Origin of the sequence: Bradyrhizobium sp. dw_411 (assembly GCF_018449695.1) — a bacterium.
In the GTDB taxonomy this organism is placed as follows: Bacteria; Pseudomonadota; Alphaproteobacteria; order Rhizobiales; family Xanthobacteraceae; genus Bradyrhizobium.
Window position 1 is genome coordinate 44,872 of record NZ_JAAVUY010000005.1, and the last position, 22,322, is coordinate 67,193.

Genomic DNA, 22,322 nt, shown 5'->3' on the forward strand with positions numbered 1-22,322 from the left:
TGGCTAAAAGCCATCTGTCATAAAACTGTCATAGAGCATTTTTCGGGAAAGCGCGTGGGGCGCGGTCAGGGGGACCGGTTCATCCACTGCTTTGTGGAGGCAGGAACGGCTCTGGATTTCGTCCGTTCCAGAGCGTAATCGGCGCGTATTCGGCTTCTAAAGCGAGCGCCGGAAATAATGCGCGATTTCGCCGATCACGCCGCGACGGAACGTCAGCACGCAGACCACGAAGATCACGCCCTGGATCACCGTCACCCACTGGCCGAATCCAGCCAGATATTGCTGCATGGCGATGATCACAAAAGCGCCGACCACAGGTCCAAACACCGTGCCCAGACCGCCGACCAGCGTCATCAGCACGATTTCACCGGACATTGTCCAGTACACGTCGGTCAGTGAGGCGTTCTGCGCGACGAACACCTTCAACGAGCCGGCAAATCCCGCCAGTGTTCCCGACAGGATATAGGCGAGCAGCTTGTACTGGTCGGTCTTGTAGCCGAGCGAGATCGCCCGCTGCTCGTTTTCCCGGATCGATTTCAACACCTCGCCGAACGGCGAGTTGATGGTACGAAAGATGATCAGGAACCCGAGCAGGAAGCCCGCGACGATGACGTAATACAGCACTGTGGACTTGGCGAGGTTGAAGACCCCGAACAGATAGCCCTGCGGGACGCCCTGGATGCCGTCTTCGCCATGGGTGAACGGCGTCTGCACATAGATGAAAAACAAGAGCTGCGACAGCGCCAGCGTGATCATCGCGAAATAGATGCCCTGACGGCGGACCGCGACCAGCCCGGTGACGATGCCAAGCCCGGCGGCCGCCGCAGTGCCCACGAGAATGCCGAGCTCAGGCGTCAGACCCCAGACCTTCAGCGCATGTGCGGTGACATAGCCCGCGGTACCGAGAAACATCGCGTGACCGAACGACAGCAATCCGCCGTAGCCGATCAACAGGTTGAAGGCGCAGGCGAGCAGCGCAAAACACAGCGCCTGCATCACGAAGAACGGATAGAGCCCGGTGAACGGCACGATCAGCAACAACGCGGTCATGACGCCGAACGCGATCATCTCGTCGCGGATGGTGCGCCCGGTTACCGGCAGGGTATCGTCGGTCAAAGCTGTCATGTCAGGTCGTCCGTCCCGTCAGTCCCGAAGGCTTCACCAGCAGCACCAGCACCATCAGCACGAATACCACGGTGTTGGAGGCCTCCGGATAAAAGTATTTGGTCAGTCCCTCGATCACGCCGAGCGCAAATCCGGTAATGATCGATCCCATGATCGAGCCCATGCCGCCGATCACGACCACCGCGAACACGACGATGATCAGGTCGGCGCCCATCAGCGGGCGCACCTGGTTGATCGGCGCCGACAATACCCCGGCCAGCGCCGCAAGCCCGACGCCGAGCCCATAGGTCAGCGTGATCATGCGCGGCACGTTGATGCCGAAGGCCCGCACCAGTGTCGGATTTTCGGTGGCGGCGCGCAGATTGGCGCCTAATCTCGTTCGCTCGATCAGGTACCAGGTGAGCAGGCACACGATCAACGAGAAGATCACGACCCAGCCGCGGTAGATCGGCAGGAACATGAAGCCGAGATTCATGCCGCCCTTGAGTTCATCGGGAATGGCGTAAGGCAGGCCCGAGGAGCCGAAATAATTCTGAAACACGCCCTGGATGATCAGCGCCAATCCGAAGGTCAGCAACAGCCCGTAGAGATGATCTAGGCCGGACAGCCATTTCAGCATGGTCCGCTCCAGGATCATGCCGAAAATGCCGACCACAATGGGCGCGACGATCAGCGCGGGCCAGTATCCGATCCCGGCGATGTTGAGCAGGAAGTAGGCGCAGAACGCCCCCATCATATAGAGCGCGCCGTGCGCGAAATTAATGATGTTGAGCATCCCGAAGATCACGGCGAGCCCAAGACTGAGCAGCGCGTAGAACGAACCGTTGATCAATCCCACCAGGAGCTGTGCGTAGAGAGCTTGCATATCGATCGATCTTTCGCGCTCAATCCCGTTGTCACGCAGATTAAAACCCGCCGGCGCAAGGCCGGCGGGTCGCGGTTACTTCTTCAGCAGCGGACAAGTGCTTTTGTCCAGCGGCGTGAAGGCTTCCTCGGTTGGGATGGTGGCAACCAGCTTGTAATAATCCCAGGGCATCTTGGATTCCGAGGGTTTCTTGACCTCGAACAAATAGGCCGGATGGATTTTGCGGCCGTTCGGCTGAATGCTGCCCTTGCCGAACAACTGATCGTCGGTCGGCAATTCCTTCATCTTGGCGACAATCTTGGCGCCATCGTGCGGATTGCCGCCGAGCGCTTCAAGCGCCTTGAAGTAATGCAGCAGGCTTGAATAGACCCCGGCATGCACCATGGTCGGCATGCCCTTGTTCTTCATGCGCTCCTGAAAACGCTTCGCGAACGCTCGGCTCTGATCGTTCGCATCCCAGTAGAACGTTTCCGTGAAGCTAAGTCCCTGCGCGGTGGCGAGACCGAGCGAATGAACGTCGGTAATGAACAGCAGCAACGCAGCAAGTTTCTGGCCGCCGCTGACAATGCCGAACTCAGCCGCCTGCTTGATGCTGTTGGTGGTGTCGCCGCCGGCATTCGCCAAGCCGATAACCTTGGCTTTCGACGCCTGTGCCTGCAACAGGAACGACGAAAAATCCGCGGTGTTGAGCGGATGCTTGACGCCGCCAAGTATTTTGCCGCCGGCCGCCTGCACGGCGCTGGTGGTATCGCGTTCGAGCGCAGCTCCGAAGGCGTAATCCGCCGTCAGAAAGAACCAGGAATCACCGCCGCCCTTGGCCAGCGCCGAACCCGTGCCGTGCGCCAGGGTATAAGTATCGTAGGTCCAGTGAATGGTATTCGGCGTGCACTGCGCATTGGTCAAATCCGAGGTGCCCGCGCCGGAGTCGAGAAATACCCCGTTCTTTTCCTTCACCAGATTGCTCACCGCCAGCGCGACACCGGAATTGGGAACGTCAACGATGACGTCGACCTTGTCGACGTCGAACCACTGGCGCGCGACGTTTACACCGATGTCGGGCTTGTTCTGATGGTCGCCGGAGATGATGTCGATCTTCCAGCCCTTCGCAACCATGCCGGAATCCTCGACCGCCATCTGGGCCGCCAGCGTCGAGCCGGGGCCGCCGAGATCGGCGTAGAGGCCGGATTGATCGGACAGTGCGCCGATCTTGATGGTCTTGTCCTGTGCGAAGGCAGTATTTGCAGCCGCGAAGCTCAGCGCGGTGCCGAGCAATAATGCGGCAATTCTGGTTTTCATATCGGTTCCCTCTGTTATTCCTTCCGGCTGTCAGACGCCGAGATAGGTATGCAGTTTGTCCATATTGGCTTGTAGCTCCGCATTGGCGAAGCCGTCGATGATCTTGCCGTGTTCGACGATGTAGTAGCGGTCCGCCACGGTCGCGGCGAACCGGAAATTCTGCTCAACCAGAAGGATGGTGAAACCTTCTTTCTTGAGGCGCGCAATGGTGTGGCCGATCTGCTGGATGATGACAGGTGCGAGACCTTCGGTCGGCTCGTCCAGCATCAGGAACCGCGCGCCGGTGCGCAGGATTCGCCCGATCGCCAGCATCTGCTGCTCGCCGCCGGACAATTTGGTGCCCTGGCTGTTCAGCCGCTCCTTGAGGTTGGGAAACAGTTCGAAGATCTGATCCAGCGACAGGCCGCCTGGGCGCACCACCGGCGGCAACAGCAGGTTTTCGCGAACGTCGAGACTGGCGAAAATCCCTCGCTCCTCCGGACAGAACGCGATACCCAACCGCGCGATCTTGTCCGACGAAGCGCGGATGATATCCTGGCCGTCGAAACGGATCGCGCCGGTGCGCTTGCCGATGATCCCCATCACCGATTTCAGCGTCGTGGTCTTGCCGGCGCCGTTGCGTCCCAGCAAAGTGACGACTTCGCCGGCATTCACATCGAAATTGATGCCATGCAGGATGTGGGATTCGCCGTACCACGCTTCGAGATTCTTGACCGACAGCACCGGCGCGCCGGATGCCGACATGGAATTTGTCGTGGCGGCACTGGCCGTTTTCAAATCAACCATGCCCGGCCCCCAGATAGGCTTCCTTGACGCGCTCGTCCTTGGTCAGGTCGGCATAATTGCCTTCCGCCAGCACATGACCGCGCGTCAGCACGGTGATGATGTCGGAAAGGTTCGCCACCACGCTCAGATTATGTTCGACCATCAGGATGGTGTATTTCGCCGAGATGCGCTTGATCAGCGCGGCGATCTTGTCGATGTCTTCATGCCCCATGCCGGCCATCGGCTCATCGAGCAGCATCATTTCCGGGTCGAGCGCCAGCGTGGTTGCAATTTCGAGCGCGCGTTTGCGACCGTAAGGCATCTCGACCGCGGGCGTCTTGGCAAATTCGCTGAGACCGACATCGTCGAGCAGTTCATGCGCGCGATTGTTGAAGCGGTCGAGCACCGTTTTGGAACGCCAGAAGTCGAAGGAGTGCCCGTGCTGGCGCTGCAGCGCGACCCGCACATTCTCAAGCGCGGTCAGATGCGGAAATACCGCTGAAATCTGGAACGAGCGCACCAGGCCGAGACGCGCGACATCTGCCGGCGCCAGCGCCGTGATATCCTGCCCCTTGTAAAGAATGCGGCCCGCTGACGGCTTCAGGAACTTGGTCAGAAGATTGAAGCAGGTGGTCTTGCCTGCCCCGTTCGGACCGATCAATGCATGAATACTGCCGCGGCGGACCCGAAGATCGACGTCGCGAACGGCAAAAAAACCCGCGAATTCCTTGGTCAATCCGTGGGTTTCGAGAATGAACTCATCGGCCAATCAAATTTCCCCCATCCGCCATCACCGCGACGCCCCATCGCGGGTGGCTGATTTTTTCTAACCGGCAGGTTCTCCCCGACGTCTTGGAATTCGTCGTGGACCGGCCGCCTCCGGGGCGGAATATGCCGTCAACGGCCCTCCTTGCGCAAGGTGGAAAGCTGGGCAACTCAGGCGCCGGTATCGGCCCGGTTTCGGCCTTTAGTCGAATAGCGCATGTGATCAGGAAGGAACGTTCGGCCGGTCCCGCCAGGCGCTTGTCGAAAGGCCGGTCACATCATCCCGAAAGCAGCCATTAACGCTGTTTGGATGCAATTTCAGGCCTTCATTAAAAATTTGCCCGGGCCGTCGATGGTTGGTTGTTTATGCCGAAATCGAATTGCAACCCTGGAATTTGCGACTTTGGAATTTGAAAGCGCCAACGCGACGATCGTTAAATCGATCAAACAGCGTGATCTCCTGAACACGTGGCTGCGACTATATGCCCGCGAGCAATTGTTGCCGCAGGTCGCGGAATACGAACCGTCACGAATCGAGGAAGAACTTCCGGACATGGTGTTTTTCACCGTCCAGAAAACGCAGCCGCCGCGTCTGATCATCCAGAGCGACGGCTCGCGGATGTCGAGCGCCTACGGCCACACCGGCAAGGGCAAACGTCTCGAGGAATATCTCGGCTCCAGATTGGAGCCGCTGGTGATGCCGGTCTATTACGAGTGCCTGAGACGCGCCCTTCCCGTCTATACGATCTCCAACGTCGACGACAGCTATGGACGCGTGGTGGCCTATGAGCGCCTGCTGCTGCCGTTCTCGGACCGCGGCAATGTCACGCATGTCATCGCGTCGCTGAAAACCATCTCTGAAGACGGCAATTTCGAGATCAGGAATTTGATGCGGGGCAATGACAGCCTGCCAACCGCAAAGCTGCGGGCCGTGATCGATCGCGATCTGTTTCACCGCCCACCCGGCCGCATCGCCGTCGGTGACGTGATCGAATTCAGCGACGAGCCTTTCGACAGCATCGTCGAATTGATCTAGCTGAACCGATCTAGCTCTTGGCCCGCCGGGCACCTGACGGCGCGACTTCCTTGGCATAAATCTCCGGCTTGAATCCAACCAGCAATTTGCCGCCGAGATCGAGCACCGGCCGCTTGATCATCGAGGGCTGTGCCAGCATCAGCGCGAGCGCCTTGCGTTCGTTCAAGCCTTCCTTGTCGCTATCGGGCAGTTTGCGAAAGGTGGTGCCCGCACGGTTGAGCAGGGTTTCCCAGCCGAGTTCATCGCTCCACTGCTTGAGCTTGTCCTTGGCGATGCCCTCGGTCTTGTAGTCATGAAAGACGTAAGCCACGCCGTGGCTGTCCAGCCAAGTGCGGGCTTTCTTCATGGTGTCGCAGTTCTTGATGCCGTAGATGGTGACGGGCACGGTGGTCTCCCCTTCCGCAATTGTCCTTTTATTCTACACGGAGCGGCCACCGCGCAAGGTACCTGTGCCCATGGTCGCTGTGGATGAGTACGAACCCGTCCACTGTCCAGCAGATCAGCTCGATCGGCTGCTCTTCCACCTCGCGCTCGGCGTATAAAAGCGTGACAGGCGGATTGAAATCCCGCTTCACCAGATGCTTCAGTCCGTTTCTCGCCAGTTGCACGCCAAGCGCTTGCCGAAGCAGTTTCAGCCGGCCCAATCCGTCGCCGCCAAGCAGGACGAAGGGATGATGGCCCGGACTGCCGCGGAAGCTCGCGGTGCGGTCGAACGAAACCTCGAACGGCGGCATGCATATGTTGCGCGCAGCCTCATTCGTCTTCCCGATGATGTAGTCGCGCGCATCGCTTTCATCTTCATTGAGAAAAAATAGCGTCACGTGCAGTCGATTCATCGCGGTGAGATTGCCCTCGAAGTGACGTGCGCGTTTGATTGCCTTGGCCACGCCATAGATGCGTTTCGCTGGTCCGGCGTCTGGAACTAACGCGAGAAAGATCGACATGACCCGCCACTGACAAGGGCCCGCTGACGGGCGGGTAATCTTATCAGAACAAAACAGGAACAAACAAGGATGTAAAGTTCATACCGATCCGAATTTGCAAATCCGGAAGCTTACAGGTCCCCTCACGGCCGCGGCGGAATCTCCAGTCCCCGTTGCACCGCGGGCCGCGCCAGGCCCCGTTCCAGCCAGGACCCGACCTGCTTGAACGTATCGAACCCGACAAGCTCGCCCGCGCCGTAGAAGCCGTTCAGGTTGCGGACCCACCCTAATGAGGCAATGTCGGCGATGGTGTAGTCGTCGCCCATGATCCATGGCCGCCCGGTCAGGCGCGTGTCCAGCACGCCGAGCAGGCGTTTCGATTCATTGACGTAGCGCTCCAGCGGGCGCTTGTCGGCGATCTCCTTGCCGGCAAATTTATGGAAGAAGCCGACCTGACCGAACATCGGCCCGATCGACGACATCTGGAAATACACCCACTGGATGGTCTGATAACGCAGCGCCGGATCGCTTGGCAGAAGCTTTCCGGTCTTCTCGGCGAGGTATTGCAGGATCGCACCGGACTCGAACAAGCCGAGCGGCGCGCCACCGGGTCCGTTGGGATCGATGATGGCCGGGATCTTGCCGTTCGGGTTGAGCGACAAATACTCCGGCGTGAAGGTCTCATTCTTGAGGATATTGATCGTGTGCGGCTCATACGGCAACCCGATCTCCTCCAGCATGATCGAGACTTTGACGCCGTTCGGCGTCGGCAGCGAGTAGAGCTGGAGGCGGTCGGGATGTTGCGCCGGCCAGCGCTTGGTGATCGGAAACTCGGACAGGTCTGACATTCATAATGCTCGCTGAAATGATTGTTTTTGTTTGCGCAGTGATCAGGCCTTTTATCTTCGCCAAGGCAAGTCTTGAAAAGCGAGACCATTTCCCAAGTTGAAAAGGGCCTTGATCAACAGAATTTGAACAGGCAAACTTAACAGTTTTACTTGTAAGTTTGACTGTCGATCCCTACAAAGGGATTTATGACCGATGATCCTGTCTCGCCTGAACCCGTGGTTGCCGAACTTTCGCTCGCCATCGGGCAGCTAGTCCGCCGGCTGCGGACGGAAGCGAACCCGAATGAACTGACCTGGTCGCAGCTTGCGGTCCTCGCCCGGCTCGACAGGACGGGCCCCATGACGACGGCGGATCTCGCCCGCGCGGAATTCGTGAAGCCGCAATCGATGGGCACCACGCTGGCCGATCTCGAGCAAGCCAAACTGGTCCAGCGCAAGCCTCATCCAACCGACGGACGCCAAATCCTGTTTGAACTGACACTCCACGGGACCGAGGCGCGGCGACAGCGCACGCTCGCCAAACGGGAATGGCTGCTGGCCGCGATGACAAAACTAGACCCGGCTGAACAACGAACGCTGGTCGCGGCTGCCGCGCTGATCAAGCGGCTGGCGGAATCCTGATGGCGCCCTCCGCCACCGATATCGTTCAGCCGCCGCAGCACACCAACGCACCGCCGTTCAATCATACGAAAGCGAGCCTCGTGACCGTTTCCCTCATTGACCCAAAGACCGCGCTTGTTGTGATCGACCTGCAACAAGGCATCGTCTCGTTGCCAACGGTGCACCCGATCGGCGATGTCATCAAAAACGCCAGCGCCCTCGCCGATGCATTCCGCCGCCGCGGCCTGCCCGTCGTGCTTGTCAATGTCGATGGCGGCGCGCCGGGCCGCACCGAACAGCCGCGCCGGAGCACACCATTCCCCGCCGGATGGACTGACCTCATTCCCGAGATCAACCGGCAGCCGGGCGACATCGTCGTGACCAAACGGACGTGGGGCGCGTTCGCGAGCACGGACCTCGAACACCAACTGAAGGCCCTCGATGTTACGCAGGTGGTGATCGCCGGCGTGGCCACCGCGACCGGCGTCGAATCGACCGCACGCCAGGCTTACGAGCAGGGTTTCAACGTCACCCTCGCGATCGACGCCATGACCGATCTGCGCCCCGCGGCGCACGACTACAGCATCGCACATGTTTTCCCGCGGCTGGGCGAAACCGGCACGACGAAACAGATCATCGACCTTCTCGATCATGGGAGTGCCGGACAATGACGTGGCTTCACGATCTGTCCTATTTCTTCGGTGGCGCCTTTCTCACCAACGCCATTCCACATTTTGTCAGCGGCGTGATGGGACGGCCGTTTCAAAGCCCGTTTGCGAATCCGCCCGGCGAAGGCTTGTCGTCGTCATCAGTCAATGTGCTCTGGGGTTCGTTCAACCTCGTCATCAGCTACCTTCTGATCAGTCGCGTCGGAGAATTTGACGCGCGATCGACCGAGCATGTGACGGCGTTGGGGCTGGGCATTGTTGTCCTGGCGCTGATCACGGCGCGCCTCTTTGGGCGCTTTCACGGCGGCAACGCTCCCGACCAATCGAGGGAGGCTAGGTGAAACGCACATTCCGCTCGCTGCGCGGTTTCAATTATCGGGTGTGGGCCGGCGGCGCGCTGGTTTCCAATGTGGGAACCTGGATGCAGCGTATCGCCCAGGGCTGGCTGGTCCTCACCCAATTGACCGATAACAACGCGACCGCAATGGGCGTATTGATGGCGCTGCAGTTTGGGCCGCATCTGCTGATGCTGCCCCTCACCGGTTTTGCGGCGGATCATTTCAACCGGCGAAGGCTTCTGATCGGCACACAGGCGGCGATGGGCATCTTGGCCTTCGGACTTGGCATTCTCACCATCACCGGGCTCGTTCAATTGTGGCATGTCTACATGTTTGCGTTTGCGCTCGGCTGCGTCACGGCCTTCGACTCGCCGGCGCGCCACACCTTTGTCGCCGAACTGGTCGGGGAAGCCGACCTGTCGAACGCCGTGGCGTTGAATTCCACATCGTTCAACGCCGCGCGGATGATCGGTCCGGCCATCGCGGGCACCCTGATCGCATCGGTCGGTTCGGGCTGGGTATTCCTGATCAACGCTGCTTCCTTTGTCGCGGTGCTCTGTTCGCTGGCGTTGCTTCGCGTCAACGAGCTTCATGTCCAGGACCGGGCGATACGAACGCGCGGCAGTTTGGTCGAAGGCTTTCGCTACGTCTGGAAACGTCCGGATCTCAAGGCCATTGTGCTGATGCTGTTCCTGATCGGAACGTTCGGACTCAACTTCCAGATTTTCATCTCGACCATGTCGGTCAAGGTGTTTCATGCCGGCGCGAGCCAATATGGACTTCTGACCTCGGTGATGGCGGTCGGGACCATCGTTGGTGCGCTGCTCGCGGCCGGGCGGGAGAAACCTCACTTCACGCTTCTGATGGTCGGTTGCGCCATCTTCGGACTTGGCTGCACGCTGGCCGCGCTGGCGCCCAACGCCTGGCTGTTCGGCATGGCACTCGTGATGATCGGCGTATCGGCCCTGACGTTCTCCAACTCGACCAACAGCCTGATGCAGCTCTCCACCGAGCCCGCCATGCGCGGACGCGTGATGGCGATACGGCTTGCGATCGCACTCGGCTGCACCCCGATCGGTGCGCCGATCGTCGGCTGGATCGCCGACCGTTTTGGACCGCGCTGGTCGCTCGGCGTTGGCGCGGCCGCCGGTTTTGCCGCCGCGATCGTCGGCCTGCATTACCTGCGCAAGTACCGTCACCTCAGGATGAGCTTCGACGCCGGGCGTCTTCACATCAGCGTCGACGACGAGCCTGCGATCGAAGCCTATCAATCTAGCCAGCACGCCCGGGCCTAAGGACATGTTAGCAAGGATGAACGGACACTGGGTCGCACTCCGATCCCGTTTGCATTCAGCCCGAGCGATCGCGATGGATCACTAGCTGCCGGCCGCCGTCACGCGATCTTGCCCCGCAAGCCATCGGCGAGCGCGGAAAGCGCGTTGGCAATTTGTCTCGCGGTTTCCGGCGGTGGCAGCGGCATTTTGAGGCTTTGCGTGCCGCTCACCGGATCGCGCTCGATCCACGGATGCGCCGGAGCGTTGGGATCGTTGGCGGCCGCCAGAGCGCCGATAAACTGCGCGCCGATGTGCGCCAAGGCCTGCCACGGATCGGAACCATCGACCGGCACGACCGCCGGCGTTCCAGCGGCGGCGTTCACTTCCGCGCTTATGTCTTCCAAGGATCCGGCGTCATTGGTGGTGACGATATTCCTTACTTCCTCAGCCGGTGCCACGGCCTCGCCCACTCCGATACGCCCGGTGACGTTTTCGACGTCCTTCATAAAGCGGTTGAGACGCGAGCCACCAAGCGAAACCTCCCCGCTGCCGCCGTCGAGGATTCCTGCCGATAAGGAGCGCTTGAACGCCAGCACCGAAAGCATGCCTTCCTCTATGGTGCCTTTCGCCACGAAATTGATGACCTGCACCGGCCGCTTCTGGCCCATGCGATGGATGCGCGCGATGCGCTGTTCGAGAATCGCCGGGTTCCACGGCAAATCCATGTTCACCAGCGTCGAAGCGTGCTGCAGATTTAGCCCCGTGCTACCAGCATCGGTGGAAAGAAACACGCGGCAGGTGGGGTCGTCCCGAAACCGCTCAACCAGCGCCGGACGTTTTTCAGAAGGCAACCCGCCGTGGAAGCTGACATAGCCCAGGCCGCGCGCTTCGAGGCGTCGGATAACGATGTCATGGGTCCGCATCCATTGCGAAAATACCACCGCTTTGGCCTCCGGCTCGGCGAACAATTCGTCGAACAGCGCCGCCAACTCGTCGGCTTTGACCCCGTGGTCGGTTTCCTGGTCCAGCAGATAGGTGCTGTTGCATGACATCCTCATGTTCTGCAGGGCAATCATCAGCCTCCGCTGATCCTTGTCCGACAAAAACTTGGTCTTGCGCCAGCGCTGGACGATTTTCGCCACCTCATCGGCGTTTTCCTGGTGATAACGCATTTGCATCTCGGTCATCGGCACGAGAAGGTTCTGGTCGGTCCGGTTGGGCAGTTGCCGCAGCACCTCGGATTTGCGCCGGCGGATCATGACCGGCGCCAGTGTTTGGCCGATCTTCTCCAGCCCGGTATAGCCAGTGACTCGCCCGGCTTCGTCCTTGACCTGATGTTCGTGTAGCAGTTTCCAGGTCGGCCCCAGCCGATGCTGATCGACAAACTGGACGATGGAGACCAGTTCTTCCAGCTTGTTTTCCAGAGGCGTGCCGGTAAGCACTATCGCATAGGAGCTATCGATGCGTTTCAAGGCGCGCGCAGCGATGGTATTCCAGTTTTTCACCCGTTGCGCTTCATCGACAATCACCAGTTCCGGCGCCCAAGCTGCGATCAGATCGAGGTCGGGCTGGATTTTTTCGTAGTTTGTGATCTTGCAGAAGTCGTCCAGGGCGTAGTCCTTCTGCCGCCGCGGCCGGCCACCGTTGATGACGCGCGCCGCATTTTCACCTTGTCGCCCCGAGAAACGCGTAATCTCGCTTTGCCACTGGTATTTGAGCGAGGTCGGGCAGATCACCAGCACTTTCGAGACGCCAAAATTCCGTGCCAGTATTTCTGCCGCGGCAATTGCCTGTATGGTCTTGCCCAGTCCCATATCATCGCCGATCAGCGCCCGGCCGATCCGCACCGCGAACAGCGCGCCCTCGGCCTGATAGGGATAGAGCGGCGCCTTCAGAAGCGCCTGCAGCTTGCGATCGGCAGCGCCGCGTGGAAACAATTGCGCAAGCTTCGCGGCCCGACGGTCCGCATCCCGCCTTCCCGCGACGAAATCAAGGGCATCGTCATAGGCGCGCATTTCATGACCGGACTTCGACGCGATCGTCATAAAACGTTCCAACTCGCCGAAGCGCTCATCGGGTAGCATCCCGTTATGCTCAGCGTCGAATAAACCGGCGGCAGCCTCCCTCAGCGCTGGTGGGCAATCCGTTCCGGCGCGAAAATGCACTCGGCGTTTGCCGTCGTTGCGCAAATACAGCTCGGAAAACGCAGGCTGATAGCCGCGCACAAAGGCCGCGCTGGCGCCGCGCTTTTTCTCCAGACGGCCAAGCGTGAATTCGATGTGCTTGCAGGTATCCAATTCGCTGGTCGCATAATCCGGGCATGAACAGAAATTGCCACCCGGCCCCAAGCCTCGAATCACTACGCGATAACTGGATTTCGAAACCGGATTGCTGACTCGAAATTCAGAGAAAAACGGTTCGCTGGTTAGATTTTCAAGCCCGAAATCCTGCTCGCGGCCAAACTGGCGGCGCAAGCCGCGTTGCCAGTCCACGGGCGATAGATCGGCCGGCGCATGGATGCGCGAAAGCTTAGCTTCCTGGTTCGGCTTGGCCGCGGCATTCAGATTTCGGCGCCTGGATTTCATCGAAGTTCATTCCGTACAAAAAGCACAATCATCCAACTGGATTTTAAGATACCAGTGGAAATTCCACAAAGCGGTTAGCGATTATGACGGGGCAAAGCGATTTAACCGCAGGATTTCGAAGACGCTCGCCGCGCCCTGCTCTCATTTACCTCGCGCATGCGCATGAACCGGCGAGAGGGATGCAACAAGGCATAGCGCGGCGGATGCCGGCAGTGGTTTGGAAAATCGGTTCATGGAAACAAACTCCTTGATCGCCTGAATGCCCCTACCCGCCCTTGCCATCATCGAGACTGACCACCACAGCCGCGTTGGCAATGATGATGGCATCGCCGCCGGTCTCGGCCGGAACTTCCAGCCCGCCTTTGACCGCGGTCACGGTCACCGTGCCGTAAGGTAATTCTTTCGCCACCGCCGCGGTATCGACTGAGCCCGGATCCGGCACGCCGATCGTGACATCGACGAACATGTCGTTGGCGGTCTTGCCGACCATCCGAAAGAACCCGACGCTGGAATGGCGGATCGCGTCCGAGACCGCCCGCCTCGCCGCCTTGGTGGCATCGCGGCCGTGAACATCAACGCCCATGCCCATTTCGGTGAAACAACGCACACGTGCCATCGGAGTCCTGCTTTCGTTGGATCAAAGAACTCATCACTGGATATTTGTGTCGTGCAGATCAAGTCAATTCACATGGCCCGCCGCAGCGTCAGCGCCCGGATGATCCCGAACGCAAACCATCCATCAAGATATCGATCAGCCGCAGCGTGCGCGTTTCCCAGCCCGGACTGGTCGAGACACCCATCGCAAAGCTTCCCAACGCCTGAACCAGATCGAACGGCTCGACATCGGGCCGGATGTCACCGGCTGCGATCGCTCTCTCGACCAGATCGGCGATGGCGCCCTTCATGAGATCGATGGAGGATTCATAAAGCGCGGATGTGCCGCCGGCCATCGACGCCAGCGCCGGCGCGATCACCTTCTTGGTGGCGATGTAATCCACGAACAATCGCAGCCATTCGTGCAGGGCATCTCCGGCCGGACGCGTATCGAGCAGGCGCTTGGCGGCGTCGGCGAGTTGCGTGACCTCGCGGCGATAGACCGCCGCGATGATGTCGTCGCGCGTCGGGAAATGCCGATAGAGCGTGCCGATGCCCACTTCGGCGCGACGGGCGATCTCTTCCAGGCTGACGTTCGGGCCGACCTCGGCGAACGCCAGCTTGGCGACATCGATCAGCCGTTCCCGGTTACGCAAGGCATCCGCGCGCGGCTTACGCCCTTCAGCCTCCGCCTTCATGCGCGTCCACCCTCCAGAGATCGCCCCCTTGATAAACGGAGGACCCCTCCGTATATAATCGGAGCCATCCTCCGCTTATATAGCTGGCTGATGGAGCCGCCGCAATCGCGGCGGGTGCGCAATCTTGAAAGGATTTCATCATGCCCGGACCCTATGGCGCCACCTCTACCACGGACGACGTTCTCAAAGGCATTGATCTCAGCGGCAAACGTATCCTGGTCACCGGCGTCTCGGCCGGTCTCGGGGTCGAAACCGCCCGCACACTGGCCGCCCATGGCGCGCAGGTGGTCGGCGCCGCGCGCGATCTCAACAAGGCGTTCGCCGCAACCGAACAGGTCCGCGCCGGTGCCGCTCCCAAAGGCGGACTTGAGCTGGTCGAACTCGACCTCGCCTCGCTGGCGAGCGTGCGCGCCTGCGCCGATGCGCTGCTCAAAGTCGGCAAGCCTTTCGATCTCGTGATCGCCAATGCCGGCGTGATGGCTTGCCCCAAGGGCACCACCAGCGACGGATTCGAAACCCAGTTCGGCACCAACCATCTCGGCCATTTTGTCTTCGTCAACCGCATCGCCTCGTTGTTCAAGCCGGGCTCTCGTCTCGTGAATCTGTCTTCCGCCGGTCACCGGTTCTCCGATGTCGATCTGGAAGATCCCAACTTCGAACGCACGCCTTACGAAGAATTCCTCGCCTATGGCCGCTCCAAGACCGCCAACATCCTGTTCGCGGTCGAATTCGACCGCCGCCACAAAGACCGCGGCGTGCGCGCGACCGCCGTGCATCCCGGTGGCATCCAGACCGAACTCGGCCGCCACATGTCGCCGCAGGCGATGCAGGCGCTGGTCGATCAACTCAATGCCGCCAATGCGAAAAACGGCCAGCCCGCTTTCGAGTGGAAGAGCATCCCGCAGGGCGCGGCGACGTCCGTGTGGGCCGGTGCGGTTGCCGCGGCCGAAGATGTCGGCGGCCGTTACTGCGAGGATTGCCACGTCGCCGAGATCGTCGAAGGCGGTGACGCGCTCAGCATCCGCGGCGGTGTGCGCCGCTATGCACTCGATCCCGAACACGCCAAGGCGCTGTGGGCCAAGAGCGAGGCAATGGTCAACGAACGGTTCTAACTCCAATACGGCGCCCGTCACGATCGGCGGGCGCCGCTTCTGCGCGGTCATGTTCACGCCCACGCCGTGACCTCTTCCAGCTTGGCCAAAAACTGCTGCCAGCCGAACCTGGCGCCCTGATAGGCCTGTTCCTGATCCGGCCGGAAGCCCGATTGCTCCATGCGCAGATGAGTCCCCTTCCCCGTCGGCGTGAGTGTCCAGGTGACAACACTTTCGAGACCATAGGCGGCCCAGGTGTAGGACAGCGTCTTGTTCGGCTCGATCGCCATGACCTGACAATCGACCGCACCCCAATCCGCCGTAAACTTGAAACGGTGATCGACGACCGGCTTGAAGTCGCCCTTCATCAGCCACTCCTCGATCAGATGCGGCTGCGTCAGCGCGCGCCAGATTTTTTCCGGCGGATGCGGCATCTCACGCTCGATGATGACGGAGCGGCTTTCGGTCTCAACAGTGCTCATGGCTAACTCCCTTGTGGATCGCGCTTCACGCGCGGTTTGATTTTCAGCTTTTGGATTTCTTCGACACGTTCAGCGCGACCGCGGCGCGAATGAGCGCCTTCAGCGCTTTCTCATCGATCTTGCCGCCTTCGGGGATATCGATCGCGCGCCGCATGTTGCCTTCGAGGCTGGAATTGAACAGGCGCGACGGATCGTCCAATGAGGCGCCTTTCGCAAACGTCAGCTTCACCACGCTCTTGTAGGTCTCGCCGGTGCAGATGATCCCGGCATGCTCCCACACCGGAACGCCGCGCCACTTCCACTCCTCGATCACCTCGGGATCTGCCTGCTTGATGATCGCGCGAACCCGCGCCAGCATTTCGCCGCGCCAATCGCCGAGCTCTTTTATTCTGCCGTCGATCAGCGCAGAGGGAGAACCGCCTGCTTTGGCGACCTGCTTTGCAACGGCCGGTTTGACAGCAGTCTTCTTGATGACCTTCGCCGTCGACGCCTTTTTCGCAGGCTTGCTCATTGGTCCATCCTTTTGAGGAGATCTTCGAGACGATCGAACCGGCTTTGCCAGAACCCCGCCATCTGGCTGGTCCAGTCAATCAGCGGCGCCAGGGTGCCGAGCTGCGCGCTGTAATGCGTCTGTCGTCCTTCATGGCGATCGCGCACCAGCCCGGCCTGCTTCAACAGCCCGAGATGTTTCGAGACCGCCGGTTGAGAAACCCCTGCTTGCGCCGTCAGCGCGCCCACCGTCTGCTCGCCGTCGCGACACAGCCGCTCGAAGATCGCCCGCCGCGTCGGATCGGCGAGTGTGCGGAAAAGGATATCGTGGGGCTGCGGCATCAATTTATAACTCGCTGGCTATGGATTATGTATAATCTTCGAGTTATATAAGTCAATATGGCATCCTCCTCGATAAAAATATAACCAAAGAGCTATGATCGTAGGGTGGGCAAAGCGTAAGCGTGCCCACCATTCGTATTGCGCGGCTTGAATGGTGGGCACGGCGCAAGCGCGCCTTTGCCCACCCTACGGATTGCCGCAGAGACAGCGCGCGATGCCGCTCCACACGTAGTCGTCATACCCGCGAAAAGCGCGTATCCAGTACGCTGCGGCTTCTCGGTTCTATAATTGATGTCTCTGGAATACTGGATCACCCGCTTTCGCGCGTGACGACGACTGAGGAATTTCCCACACCTTCGCCTTCTCGCGGCGCAATCCGCCCGAGGTTTGGCCTGCTCGTCCCGCCCTCCAAACAGAGGGCGCAGGGAATGCCGGGCGCCTGGTGCGCCCGCCGCCGCGCGTGCGATGGTAGAAAGCAAGAGCACACGCGTTAGTCAGGTCACACCGAAAACGTCCGGCATTCCCCGCGCAATGGTTTTACGGCTTATTTCGCGCTCTCCCCGGCGATCGGGCTTTTTTGTCACCGTCGCCAGCGAATTGAATCCGCCAACTTGACGCCAGCGTCGAGGCGTCAGGACCACACGACTTCGCCGTCCGCATCAGCGCCATTCGTCAAAGGCACCAACAGCGTCCACCGCATCCCGCACCAACGTCCGTGACGACCGCGAAGCGCCCCTCTTGCGGGACGGGATGGCGCATTTTTACATTTGATTTTAGCAACGGCTAAAGCGGAATATTTTTTCGCAATTTCCGCAAACATACTGGACTTTGGTCTGCCGGACGTGCGCTTGATTTGCCCGTCGGGTAGTTTGCGTTATGCTTCGACGTCATTTCAGCAGGTGATGAGGGGTCGCCATGGTCGAGCTGAAATTCGAGACGAACATTCGTGCAAGCGCGGAGCGCGTTTTTTCGCTGCTGGCTGATCTGCGCGACTACGACCGCTGGCTTCCAGCATCGCCGGCATTCCGCGGAACGGTCCGGATCTCGGAAGGGCCGATCGCGGTCGGCACGACCTATGTCGAGCCGGGACCTTTCGGCACGCGGCATGGCGTTGTCATGGCCATGGATCGGCCGACGCGTCTGGCGTTCGAGCAGCCGATGACATTGAAACCCCGGGCGCTGGGCGTGATCGGCATCAAGCTCCAGCACATGCTGACGCCTGATGGCGCCTCCGTTCATCTGCTGCGGACGCTGGAGCTTTCGCCCCGGGGGCCTGTGAAGTTATTCATGCCGTTACTGGTGGGAATGTTCCGCATCGAGAACGAGAGAATGCTGCGGACGCTCAAGCGTTATGCCGAAGCAAACCCGGACTGAGTGTCATCCCTCACCTCATTCCTACGGGCTCACGCGCCTGCGCGCTATTCACCGCCCCGCTTCAACAGCACGACGTTTCTCCAGAAGCGTTGCAAGCTTTCGAGGCCGCCGGCCGTGGAGCTCCACGTCGTGGTGTCGCAGATCAACAGGCGGCCACCGAATACACCGGGCTTCGACTGCAGCAAGGCGTCGAAGTCGCGGCGTCCGCCGGCCGTAAATGGATGCGGCGGGGCATTGGGATCGATTGGCTGGCGGGCCAGCACATCGAGCTTTGCCGCACTATCGCCGAGCCGCTCGAAATGCGGCAGATGCGGATGAAGATTGAAGGTCGCAACACCTTCCAGCAGCCCTGCCCGGTCGAACTCGGCGGCAACTTCAAGCGGCGCCGGCAAGCCATCCGGCAGTTTGGCCGGATGTAGGCCGAACCGGTTCCTGACATGCAGGCCGAGCCCCTTCAGAAGCGAAAGGCCGAAATCGCCGAAGGCCTGCCGTGCCGGGATGGCCGCATCGCCGTGATGATGGAATTCGAGTTCCCGCCGCGCCAATCGTTCGTTCTCGGGCAACTCGTCGGCGCTGCCGATGTCATGGTGCGGGCAGATGAAAAGCGTGTGGTCGGGGTCTTCAAGAAACGACCTGACAGCAGCGATCTCGGCGTCGCTGGCCTGCTGCGCAGTCCGGTGCGAGTCAAAGCTGATGACGACGAGCGTGTCGACGCCGGCAAGAAAATCGCCATCGAGCGCGCACAGTCCGGCATCGGTCCTGCGTTCGGCATGACGAACGGGATTGCCGGTCCATGAACCTGCCAGATCGGCGAACTCCTTGAAATTCGCTAGCTGGATGTTGTCGAGAAAACCGCCGACGCCCTGATCGAACTTCGCGGGATCGGCGAATTGCTCGAACCGCGGCCAGAACGTCCGGCGCAATTCGAACAAGGCCGGAAACCGATCCTCCAGAATGCCGAGCGGGGCTGCGACCTCATCCGGACGGCTCCAGGCGAAATACAACGCGACTTGCCGACCAGCCATCATTATCGCCCCGTTCGAAAAGACATCGCATCACGCCGAGCACGATCGGCTGCTGCCGATGGTTATAGCACGTAGGGCGGATGAGCGAAGCGCAACCCGCCGACATCGGGCCGCGCGTTGCGCGGACCCGGCGGGCTAATCCACCCTGCGAGCCAGACTCCTCCCGCCGCAAATTAATTCAAGCAGCCATGTCGGCGCGGACCCAGCTCATTCGTCTTGGAGATAGCCGCTCAAGACGCAAGGCGGCAAGATGCCTACCAAGACACCGCAATGCCCCCTAAGGAGCACTGATGTCCCCGAAATCCTCCGCGCCCGAACCGAAAATCCTGTTGTCCGGCCTGATGTTCGGCGAGTCGCCGCGTTGGCGGGAGGGTCGGTTCTGGGTTTCCGACTGGGCCGCGCACGAGATCATCGCGATCGATCCGGATGGCCGGCACGGGGTCGTGGTGCGCGAGCCGTCCATTCCCCTGTGCATGGACTTCCTGCCGGATGGCCGCATGCTCGTCATGAGCGGCCGGCGCGTGCTGCGCCGGGAAGGCGGCGGCGCGCTGGTGGTCCACGCCGATCTGAATCATCTTTCGCACCTGGGCTGGAACGAGATCGTGGTGGACGGCCGCGGCAACGCCTATGTCAACAATGTCGGTTTCGACATGATGGCCGGCGCCGCTTTCGCACCCGGCACCATCGCCCTCGTTTTGCCCGATGGGAGCGCCCGTCAGGTCGCCGGCGGCGTCGCCTTCCCCAACGGCATGGCGGTAACGCCGGGCGTGGGCTGGCCATAACTTCGATCGCGCCGGTGGTTGGTTGCGTCGAGCCAGAAAGACTGGTTGTGAAAACGGGATCAATTGCAGGATGGAGGTCACCTATGACAAGAGTACGCGTGGCAGGATTTTCCCTTTCCCTCGATGGTTTCGGCGCCGGGCCGGAGCAGAGTCTTGCCGATCCGCTCGGCAAGCGTGGCAAGGAATTGCATCAATGGGCATTCGGCACGCGGAACTTTCAGGCCATGTTCGGCAAGGAAGGCGGCTCGACCGGCGTCGATAACGACTACGCCACGCGCAGCATGAGCGGCTTCGGCGCCTTCATTCTCGGGCGCAACATGTTCGGCCCCATTCGCGGAGACTGGCCGGACGATTCCTGGAAAGGCTGGTGGGGTGACAACCCGCCATACCATGCGCCAACCTTCATCCTTACGCACCATGCTCGCGATCCCATCGTCATGGAAGGAGGAACGACCTTCCACTTCATCACCGAGGGCATCGAAGCCGCACTTGAAAAAGCCAAGGCGGCGGCCGGCCAGCAGGACGTGAAGATCGGCGGCGGCGTCAGCACGGTGCGGCAGTATCTGCACGCCGGACTGGTGGATGAACTGCATTTTGCAATCGCGCCGGTCGTGCTTGGGCGTGGCGAGGCGATGTTCTGGAACATAGACCTGCCCGGCCTCGGCTTTCGCGTGACCGAACGTGCCGCGACCGAATTCGCGACGCATATCGTCCTTGGCAAAGGCGCCGGTTGATGCAAATCGCGGCGCGTTGAGGTGGATGCCGCGCGGGACCCGGCTCGGCGTCAGTGGATCGTTTCGCCGCGCTCGAGCATCGCGACGAATTCGACGATCTTGCGCGCCCTTGTCTCGGCTTTTTTGACGGCGCCGATACGATACAGAATCGCAAAGCGGTTTCTGCTGTTCAGCGTCGCAAAGAATGCGGAAGCCTTCCGGCTTTTATTCAACGCCTTTTGAAGGTCATCGGGAACTTCGGCGGTTTTGGCCGGCGCGTAGGCGCTGTCCCACCGGCCATCCGCCTTCGCGGCTTCGATTTGCGCCAGCCCCGCGGGGCGCATCCGGCCTTCCTCAATCAGTTCCAGCGCGCGCTTGCGGTTGAGCGCCGACCACTTGCTGCGCGGTTTGCGCGGCGTGAAGCGGACGAGCCAATGCGTGTCGTCGTATGTGTCGATCTGGCCGTCGATCCATCCGTGACAGAGTGCGACATCGATCGCCTCGGCCTTCGTCAGCGTGGTGCTCGTCGACGTTTTCCTGGCGAACTTGATCCAAAGGCCCGCCGCATCGCCGGGTTGTTTGGCGAGCCAGGTTTTGAACTCCCCGGCAGTGGTAAAGCGAAGTATCGACAGATCCGATCGCGTCTCTGGCATCGCACGTTTTCCAGCGTCGTATTTTCCGGCCGGGACATCGCCAAATTCAGGCATTTTTAACTAACATCCGGGAGGGTTGCGTCAATGAAATCCGCGATGCGCGGAGGGTCTGTTGACAACGATTTCCACGACATCGGTCAGCGTCTCGCTGGCTCAACTGATTTCCGTCATTGGAACCCCGGCTCCGGCAGCCGCGGCAACCAATGCCGCCGCCCCGTCCACCACCGCATCAAGCGGAGCGGCCGTCTTCGTCACCTTCTCCGATCAGGCAAAGGCCGCGGCCGCCACCAAGGCGGAGTCCGACCAGGTCGCCGCCGACACCTTGCAAGCCTATGTCGAGGCACACCGCACCAACAACACCGGCGCCGCAACATCCACGACCGATACGGCCAGCACCGGAACGCCTGACGCGCAGCCGACAGCGGGTTCGAAGGTCGAGGCCATCGTGGCGCAGATCAAGGCGCTCGCCGATGCCAACGAGCCGCCGCCGTTCCAGGCGTTCACGCCGACCAAAAGCCTGTCCAACAGCGTGACCTTCGACGGCTACACTTTGTCGCTTCAGACCAATGCCAGCACGCAATTTTACGGCGTTTCGCTCGATGGCAACGGCACCGCGATATTCGACAAGCATTTCGGGCCGAGTGACCAGGCCGGTGGCGGCAGCGGCGCGCCTGCCGGTGTCGCGATCGGCACCGCGATGGTCGACAACAACGAGGCCGAAGAAGCCATCACGATCACGCAGAACACCGCCACCGCGAGCAGCGCTTCGATCTCCTCGTCCTCATCAGGCTCTATTTCTACAAGCGCGGTGAGCGCGCAATCTTCGCAGATCACGTTCCTGGTCAATTACGCGACCGGCCAGATCAGCGTTGCGCAATCCGCAGCATCGGTGTCGGCACAAGCGACCCGTATCAACCAGCCGGGATCGGCGCTCTCGACGTTCGCATAGCGCTGACGCCGGCGGGAGCGACGCGGAAAGCCCGCGCGCGCG

Annotated in this window: 26 protein-coding genes; 10 read left to right on the forward strand and 16 right to left on the reverse strand. The window is 60.7% G+C overall.

Annotated features, from left to right (window positions below; all coding sequences use genetic code 11):
* Nucleotides 1-156: 156 nt before the first annotated feature.
* The 5 genes from HB676_RS09475 to HB676_RS09495 form a co-directional block, all read right to left on the reverse strand.
* Complete coding sequence (locus HB676_RS09475) at nt 157-1,125, reverse strand: branched-chain amino acid ABC transporter permease (protein WP_213737525.1); 969 nt, start codon at nt 1,123-1,125, stop codon at nt 157-159.
* Between the two features lies 1 nt (nt 1,126).
* A complete protein-coding gene (locus tag HB676_RS09480; RefSeq protein WP_213737526.1) occupies nt 1,127-1,990 on the reverse strand; it encodes a branched-chain amino acid ABC transporter permease in 864 nt (287 codons plus the stop codon).
* Nucleotides 1,991-2,065: 75 nt separating this feature from the next.
* Entirely contained in the window at nt 2,066-3,286 is a 1,221-nt protein-coding gene (locus HB676_RS09485) for an ABC transporter substrate-binding protein (protein ID WP_213737527.1), read from the reverse strand.
* A gap of 30 nt (nt 3,287-3,316) precedes the next feature.
* Nucleotides 3,317-4,072, reverse strand: coding sequence for an ABC transporter ATP-binding protein (locus HB676_RS09490; protein ID WP_213737528.1), 756 nt, complete (start codon nt 4,070-4,072; stop codon nt 3,317-3,319).
* Nucleotides 4,065-4,820, reverse strand: a complete 756-nt coding sequence (locus HB676_RS09495) for an ABC transporter ATP-binding protein (RefSeq protein WP_213737529.1) — start codon at nt 4,818-4,820, stop codon at nt 4,065-4,067. Before HB676_RS09495 ends, HB676_RS09490 begins: the two co-directional genes overlap by 8 nt.
* A 399-nt stretch (nt 4,821-5,219) precedes the next feature.
* Between HB676_RS09495 and HB676_RS09500 the strand changes: the two genes are divergently transcribed.
* Nucleotides 5,220-5,852: a PAS domain-containing protein gene (locus tag HB676_RS09500; RefSeq protein ID WP_249780150.1), complete on the forward strand. Its 633-nt coding sequence runs from the start codon at nt 5,220-5,222 to the stop codon at nt 5,850-5,852.
* A gap of 10 nt (nt 5,853-5,862) precedes the next feature.
* On the opposite strand, the gene HB676_RS09505 is transcribed toward HB676_RS09500, so the two are convergent.
* From HB676_RS09505 to HB676_RS09515, 3 genes are all read right to left on the reverse strand, one after another.
* A complete protein-coding gene (locus HB676_RS09505) occupies nt 5,863-6,237 on the reverse strand; it encodes an ArsC family reductase (protein ID WP_213737531.1) in 375 nt (124 codons plus the stop codon).
* A 28-nt stretch (nt 6,238-6,265) separates the two neighbouring features.
* A complete protein-coding gene (locus HB676_RS09510) occupies nt 6,266-6,796 on the reverse strand; it encodes a 2'-5' RNA ligase family protein (protein ID WP_213737532.1) in 531 nt (176 codons plus the stop codon).
* A gap of 122 nt (nt 6,797-6,918) precedes the next feature.
* A complete protein-coding gene (locus HB676_RS09515) occupies nt 6,919-7,623 on the reverse strand; it encodes a glutathione S-transferase N-terminal domain-containing protein (RefSeq protein WP_213737533.1) in 705 nt (234 codons plus the stop codon).
* A 186-nt stretch (nt 7,624-7,809) separates the two neighbouring features.
* Here HB676_RS09515 and HB676_RS09520 point away from each other — a divergent pair, with 186 nt between their 5' ends.
* From HB676_RS09520 to HB676_RS09535, 4 genes are all read left to right on the forward strand, one after another.
* Nucleotides 7,810-8,244, forward strand: a complete 435-nt coding sequence (locus HB676_RS09520) for a MarR family transcriptional regulator (protein WP_213737534.1) — start codon at nt 7,810-7,812, stop codon at nt 8,242-8,244.
* An 80-nt stretch (nt 8,245-8,324) separates the two neighbouring features.
* A complete protein-coding gene (locus tag HB676_RS09525; protein WP_213737844.1) occupies nt 8,325-8,894 on the forward strand; it encodes an isochorismatase family protein in 570 nt (189 codons plus the stop codon).
* Nucleotides 8,891-9,232, forward strand: a complete 342-nt coding sequence (locus HB676_RS09530) for a hypothetical protein (protein ID WP_213737535.1) — start codon at nt 8,891-8,893, stop codon at nt 9,230-9,232. Before HB676_RS09525 ends, HB676_RS09530 begins: the two co-directional genes overlap by 4 nt.
* The gene (locus HB676_RS09535) at nt 9,229-10,524 is read left to right on the forward strand and encodes an MFS transporter (protein WP_213737536.1); all 1,296 of its coding nucleotides are present in this window, start codon (nt 9,229-9,231) and stop codon (nt 10,522-10,524) included. The genes HB676_RS09530 and HB676_RS09535 overlap by 4 nt, the downstream gene beginning before the upstream one ends.
* 98 nt (nt 10,525-10,622) lie before the next feature.
* Here the strand turns inward: HB676_RS09535 and HB676_RS09540 are convergent, their stop codons facing one another.
* From HB676_RS09540 to HB676_RS09550, 3 genes are all read right to left on the reverse strand, one after another.
* A complete protein-coding gene (locus tag HB676_RS09540; protein WP_346347305.1) occupies nt 10,623-12,995 on the reverse strand; it encodes a DEAD/DEAH box helicase in 2,373 nt (790 codons plus the stop codon).
* A 358-nt stretch (nt 12,996-13,353) separates the two neighbouring features.
* On the reverse strand, nt 13,354-13,704 hold the full coding sequence (locus HB676_RS09545; RefSeq protein ID WP_213737538.1) for a Lin0512 family protein: 351 nt from the start codon (nt 13,702-13,704) through the stop codon (nt 13,354-13,356).
* 88 nt (nt 13,705-13,792) lie between these two features.
* A complete protein-coding gene (locus HB676_RS09550; RefSeq protein WP_213737539.1) occupies nt 13,793-14,380 on the reverse strand; it encodes a TetR/AcrR family transcriptional regulator in 588 nt (195 codons plus the stop codon).
* A 140-nt stretch (nt 14,381-14,520) separates the two neighbouring features.
* Here HB676_RS09550 and HB676_RS09555 point away from each other — a divergent pair, with 140 nt between their 5' ends.
* Nucleotides 14,521-15,492 (forward strand): SDR family NAD(P)-dependent oxidoreductase, encoded by a 972-nt coding sequence (locus tag HB676_RS09555; RefSeq protein ID WP_213737540.1) that lies wholly within the window; start codon nt 14,521-14,523, stop codon nt 15,490-15,492.
* 53 nt (nt 15,493-15,545) lie between these two features.
* Here the strand turns inward: HB676_RS09555 and HB676_RS09560 are convergent, their stop codons facing one another.
* From HB676_RS09560 to HB676_RS09570, 3 genes are read right to left on the reverse strand one after another with little or no spacing between them, the layout of a single operon-like run.
* Entirely contained in the window at nt 15,546-15,953 is a 408-nt protein-coding gene (locus HB676_RS09560) for an SRPBCC domain-containing protein (RefSeq protein ID WP_213737541.1), read from the reverse strand.
* A gap of 43 nt (nt 15,954-15,996) precedes the next feature.
* Entirely contained in the window at nt 15,997-16,464 is a 468-nt protein-coding gene (locus HB676_RS09565) for a DUF1801 domain-containing protein (RefSeq protein ID WP_213737542.1), read from the reverse strand.
* Entirely contained in the window at nt 16,461-16,784 is a 324-nt protein-coding gene (locus HB676_RS09570) for a metalloregulator ArsR/SmtB family transcription factor (protein WP_213737543.1), read from the reverse strand. The genes HB676_RS09565 and HB676_RS09570 overlap by 4 nt, the downstream gene beginning before the upstream one ends.
* Before the next feature lie 915 nt (nt 16,785-17,699).
* Here HB676_RS09570 and HB676_RS09575 point away from each other — a divergent pair.
* Entirely contained in the window at nt 17,700-18,158 is a 459-nt protein-coding gene (locus HB676_RS09575) for an SRPBCC family protein (protein WP_213737544.1), read from the forward strand.
* A 44-nt stretch (nt 18,159-18,202) separates the two neighbouring features.
* Here HB676_RS09575 and HB676_RS09580 read toward each other — a convergent pair whose 3' ends face one another.
* Nucleotides 18,203-19,183, reverse strand: coding sequence for a hypothetical protein (locus HB676_RS09580; RefSeq protein WP_213737545.1), 981 nt, complete (start codon nt 19,181-19,183; stop codon nt 18,203-18,205).
* A gap of 290 nt (nt 19,184-19,473) precedes the next feature.
* Here HB676_RS09580 and HB676_RS09585 point away from each other — a divergent pair, with 290 nt between their 5' ends.
* Nucleotides 19,474-19,965: an SMP-30/gluconolactonase/LRE family protein gene (locus HB676_RS09585; protein WP_213737546.1), complete on the forward strand. Its 492-nt coding sequence runs from the start codon at nt 19,474-19,476 to the stop codon at nt 19,963-19,965.
* A gap of 83 nt (nt 19,966-20,048) precedes the next feature.
* The gene (locus HB676_RS09590; protein WP_213737547.1) at nt 20,049-20,699 is read left to right on the forward strand and encodes a dihydrofolate reductase family protein; all 651 of its coding nucleotides are present in this window, start codon (nt 20,049-20,051) and stop codon (nt 20,697-20,699) included.
* A gap of 50 nt (nt 20,700-20,749) precedes the next feature.
* On the opposite strand, the gene HB676_RS09595 is transcribed toward HB676_RS09590, so the two are convergent.
* Complete coding sequence (locus tag HB676_RS09595) at nt 20,750-21,331, reverse strand: YdeI/OmpD-associated family protein (RefSeq protein WP_213737548.1); 582 nt, start codon at nt 21,329-21,331, stop codon at nt 20,750-20,752.
* Nucleotides 21,332-21,443: 112 nt separating this feature from the next.
* Between HB676_RS09595 and HB676_RS09600 the strand changes: the two genes are divergently transcribed.
* Nucleotides 21,444-22,280, forward strand: a complete 837-nt coding sequence (locus HB676_RS09600; protein ID WP_213737549.1) for a hypothetical protein — start codon at nt 21,444-21,446, stop codon at nt 22,278-22,280.
* Nucleotides 22,281-22,322: the final 42 nt, after the last annotated feature.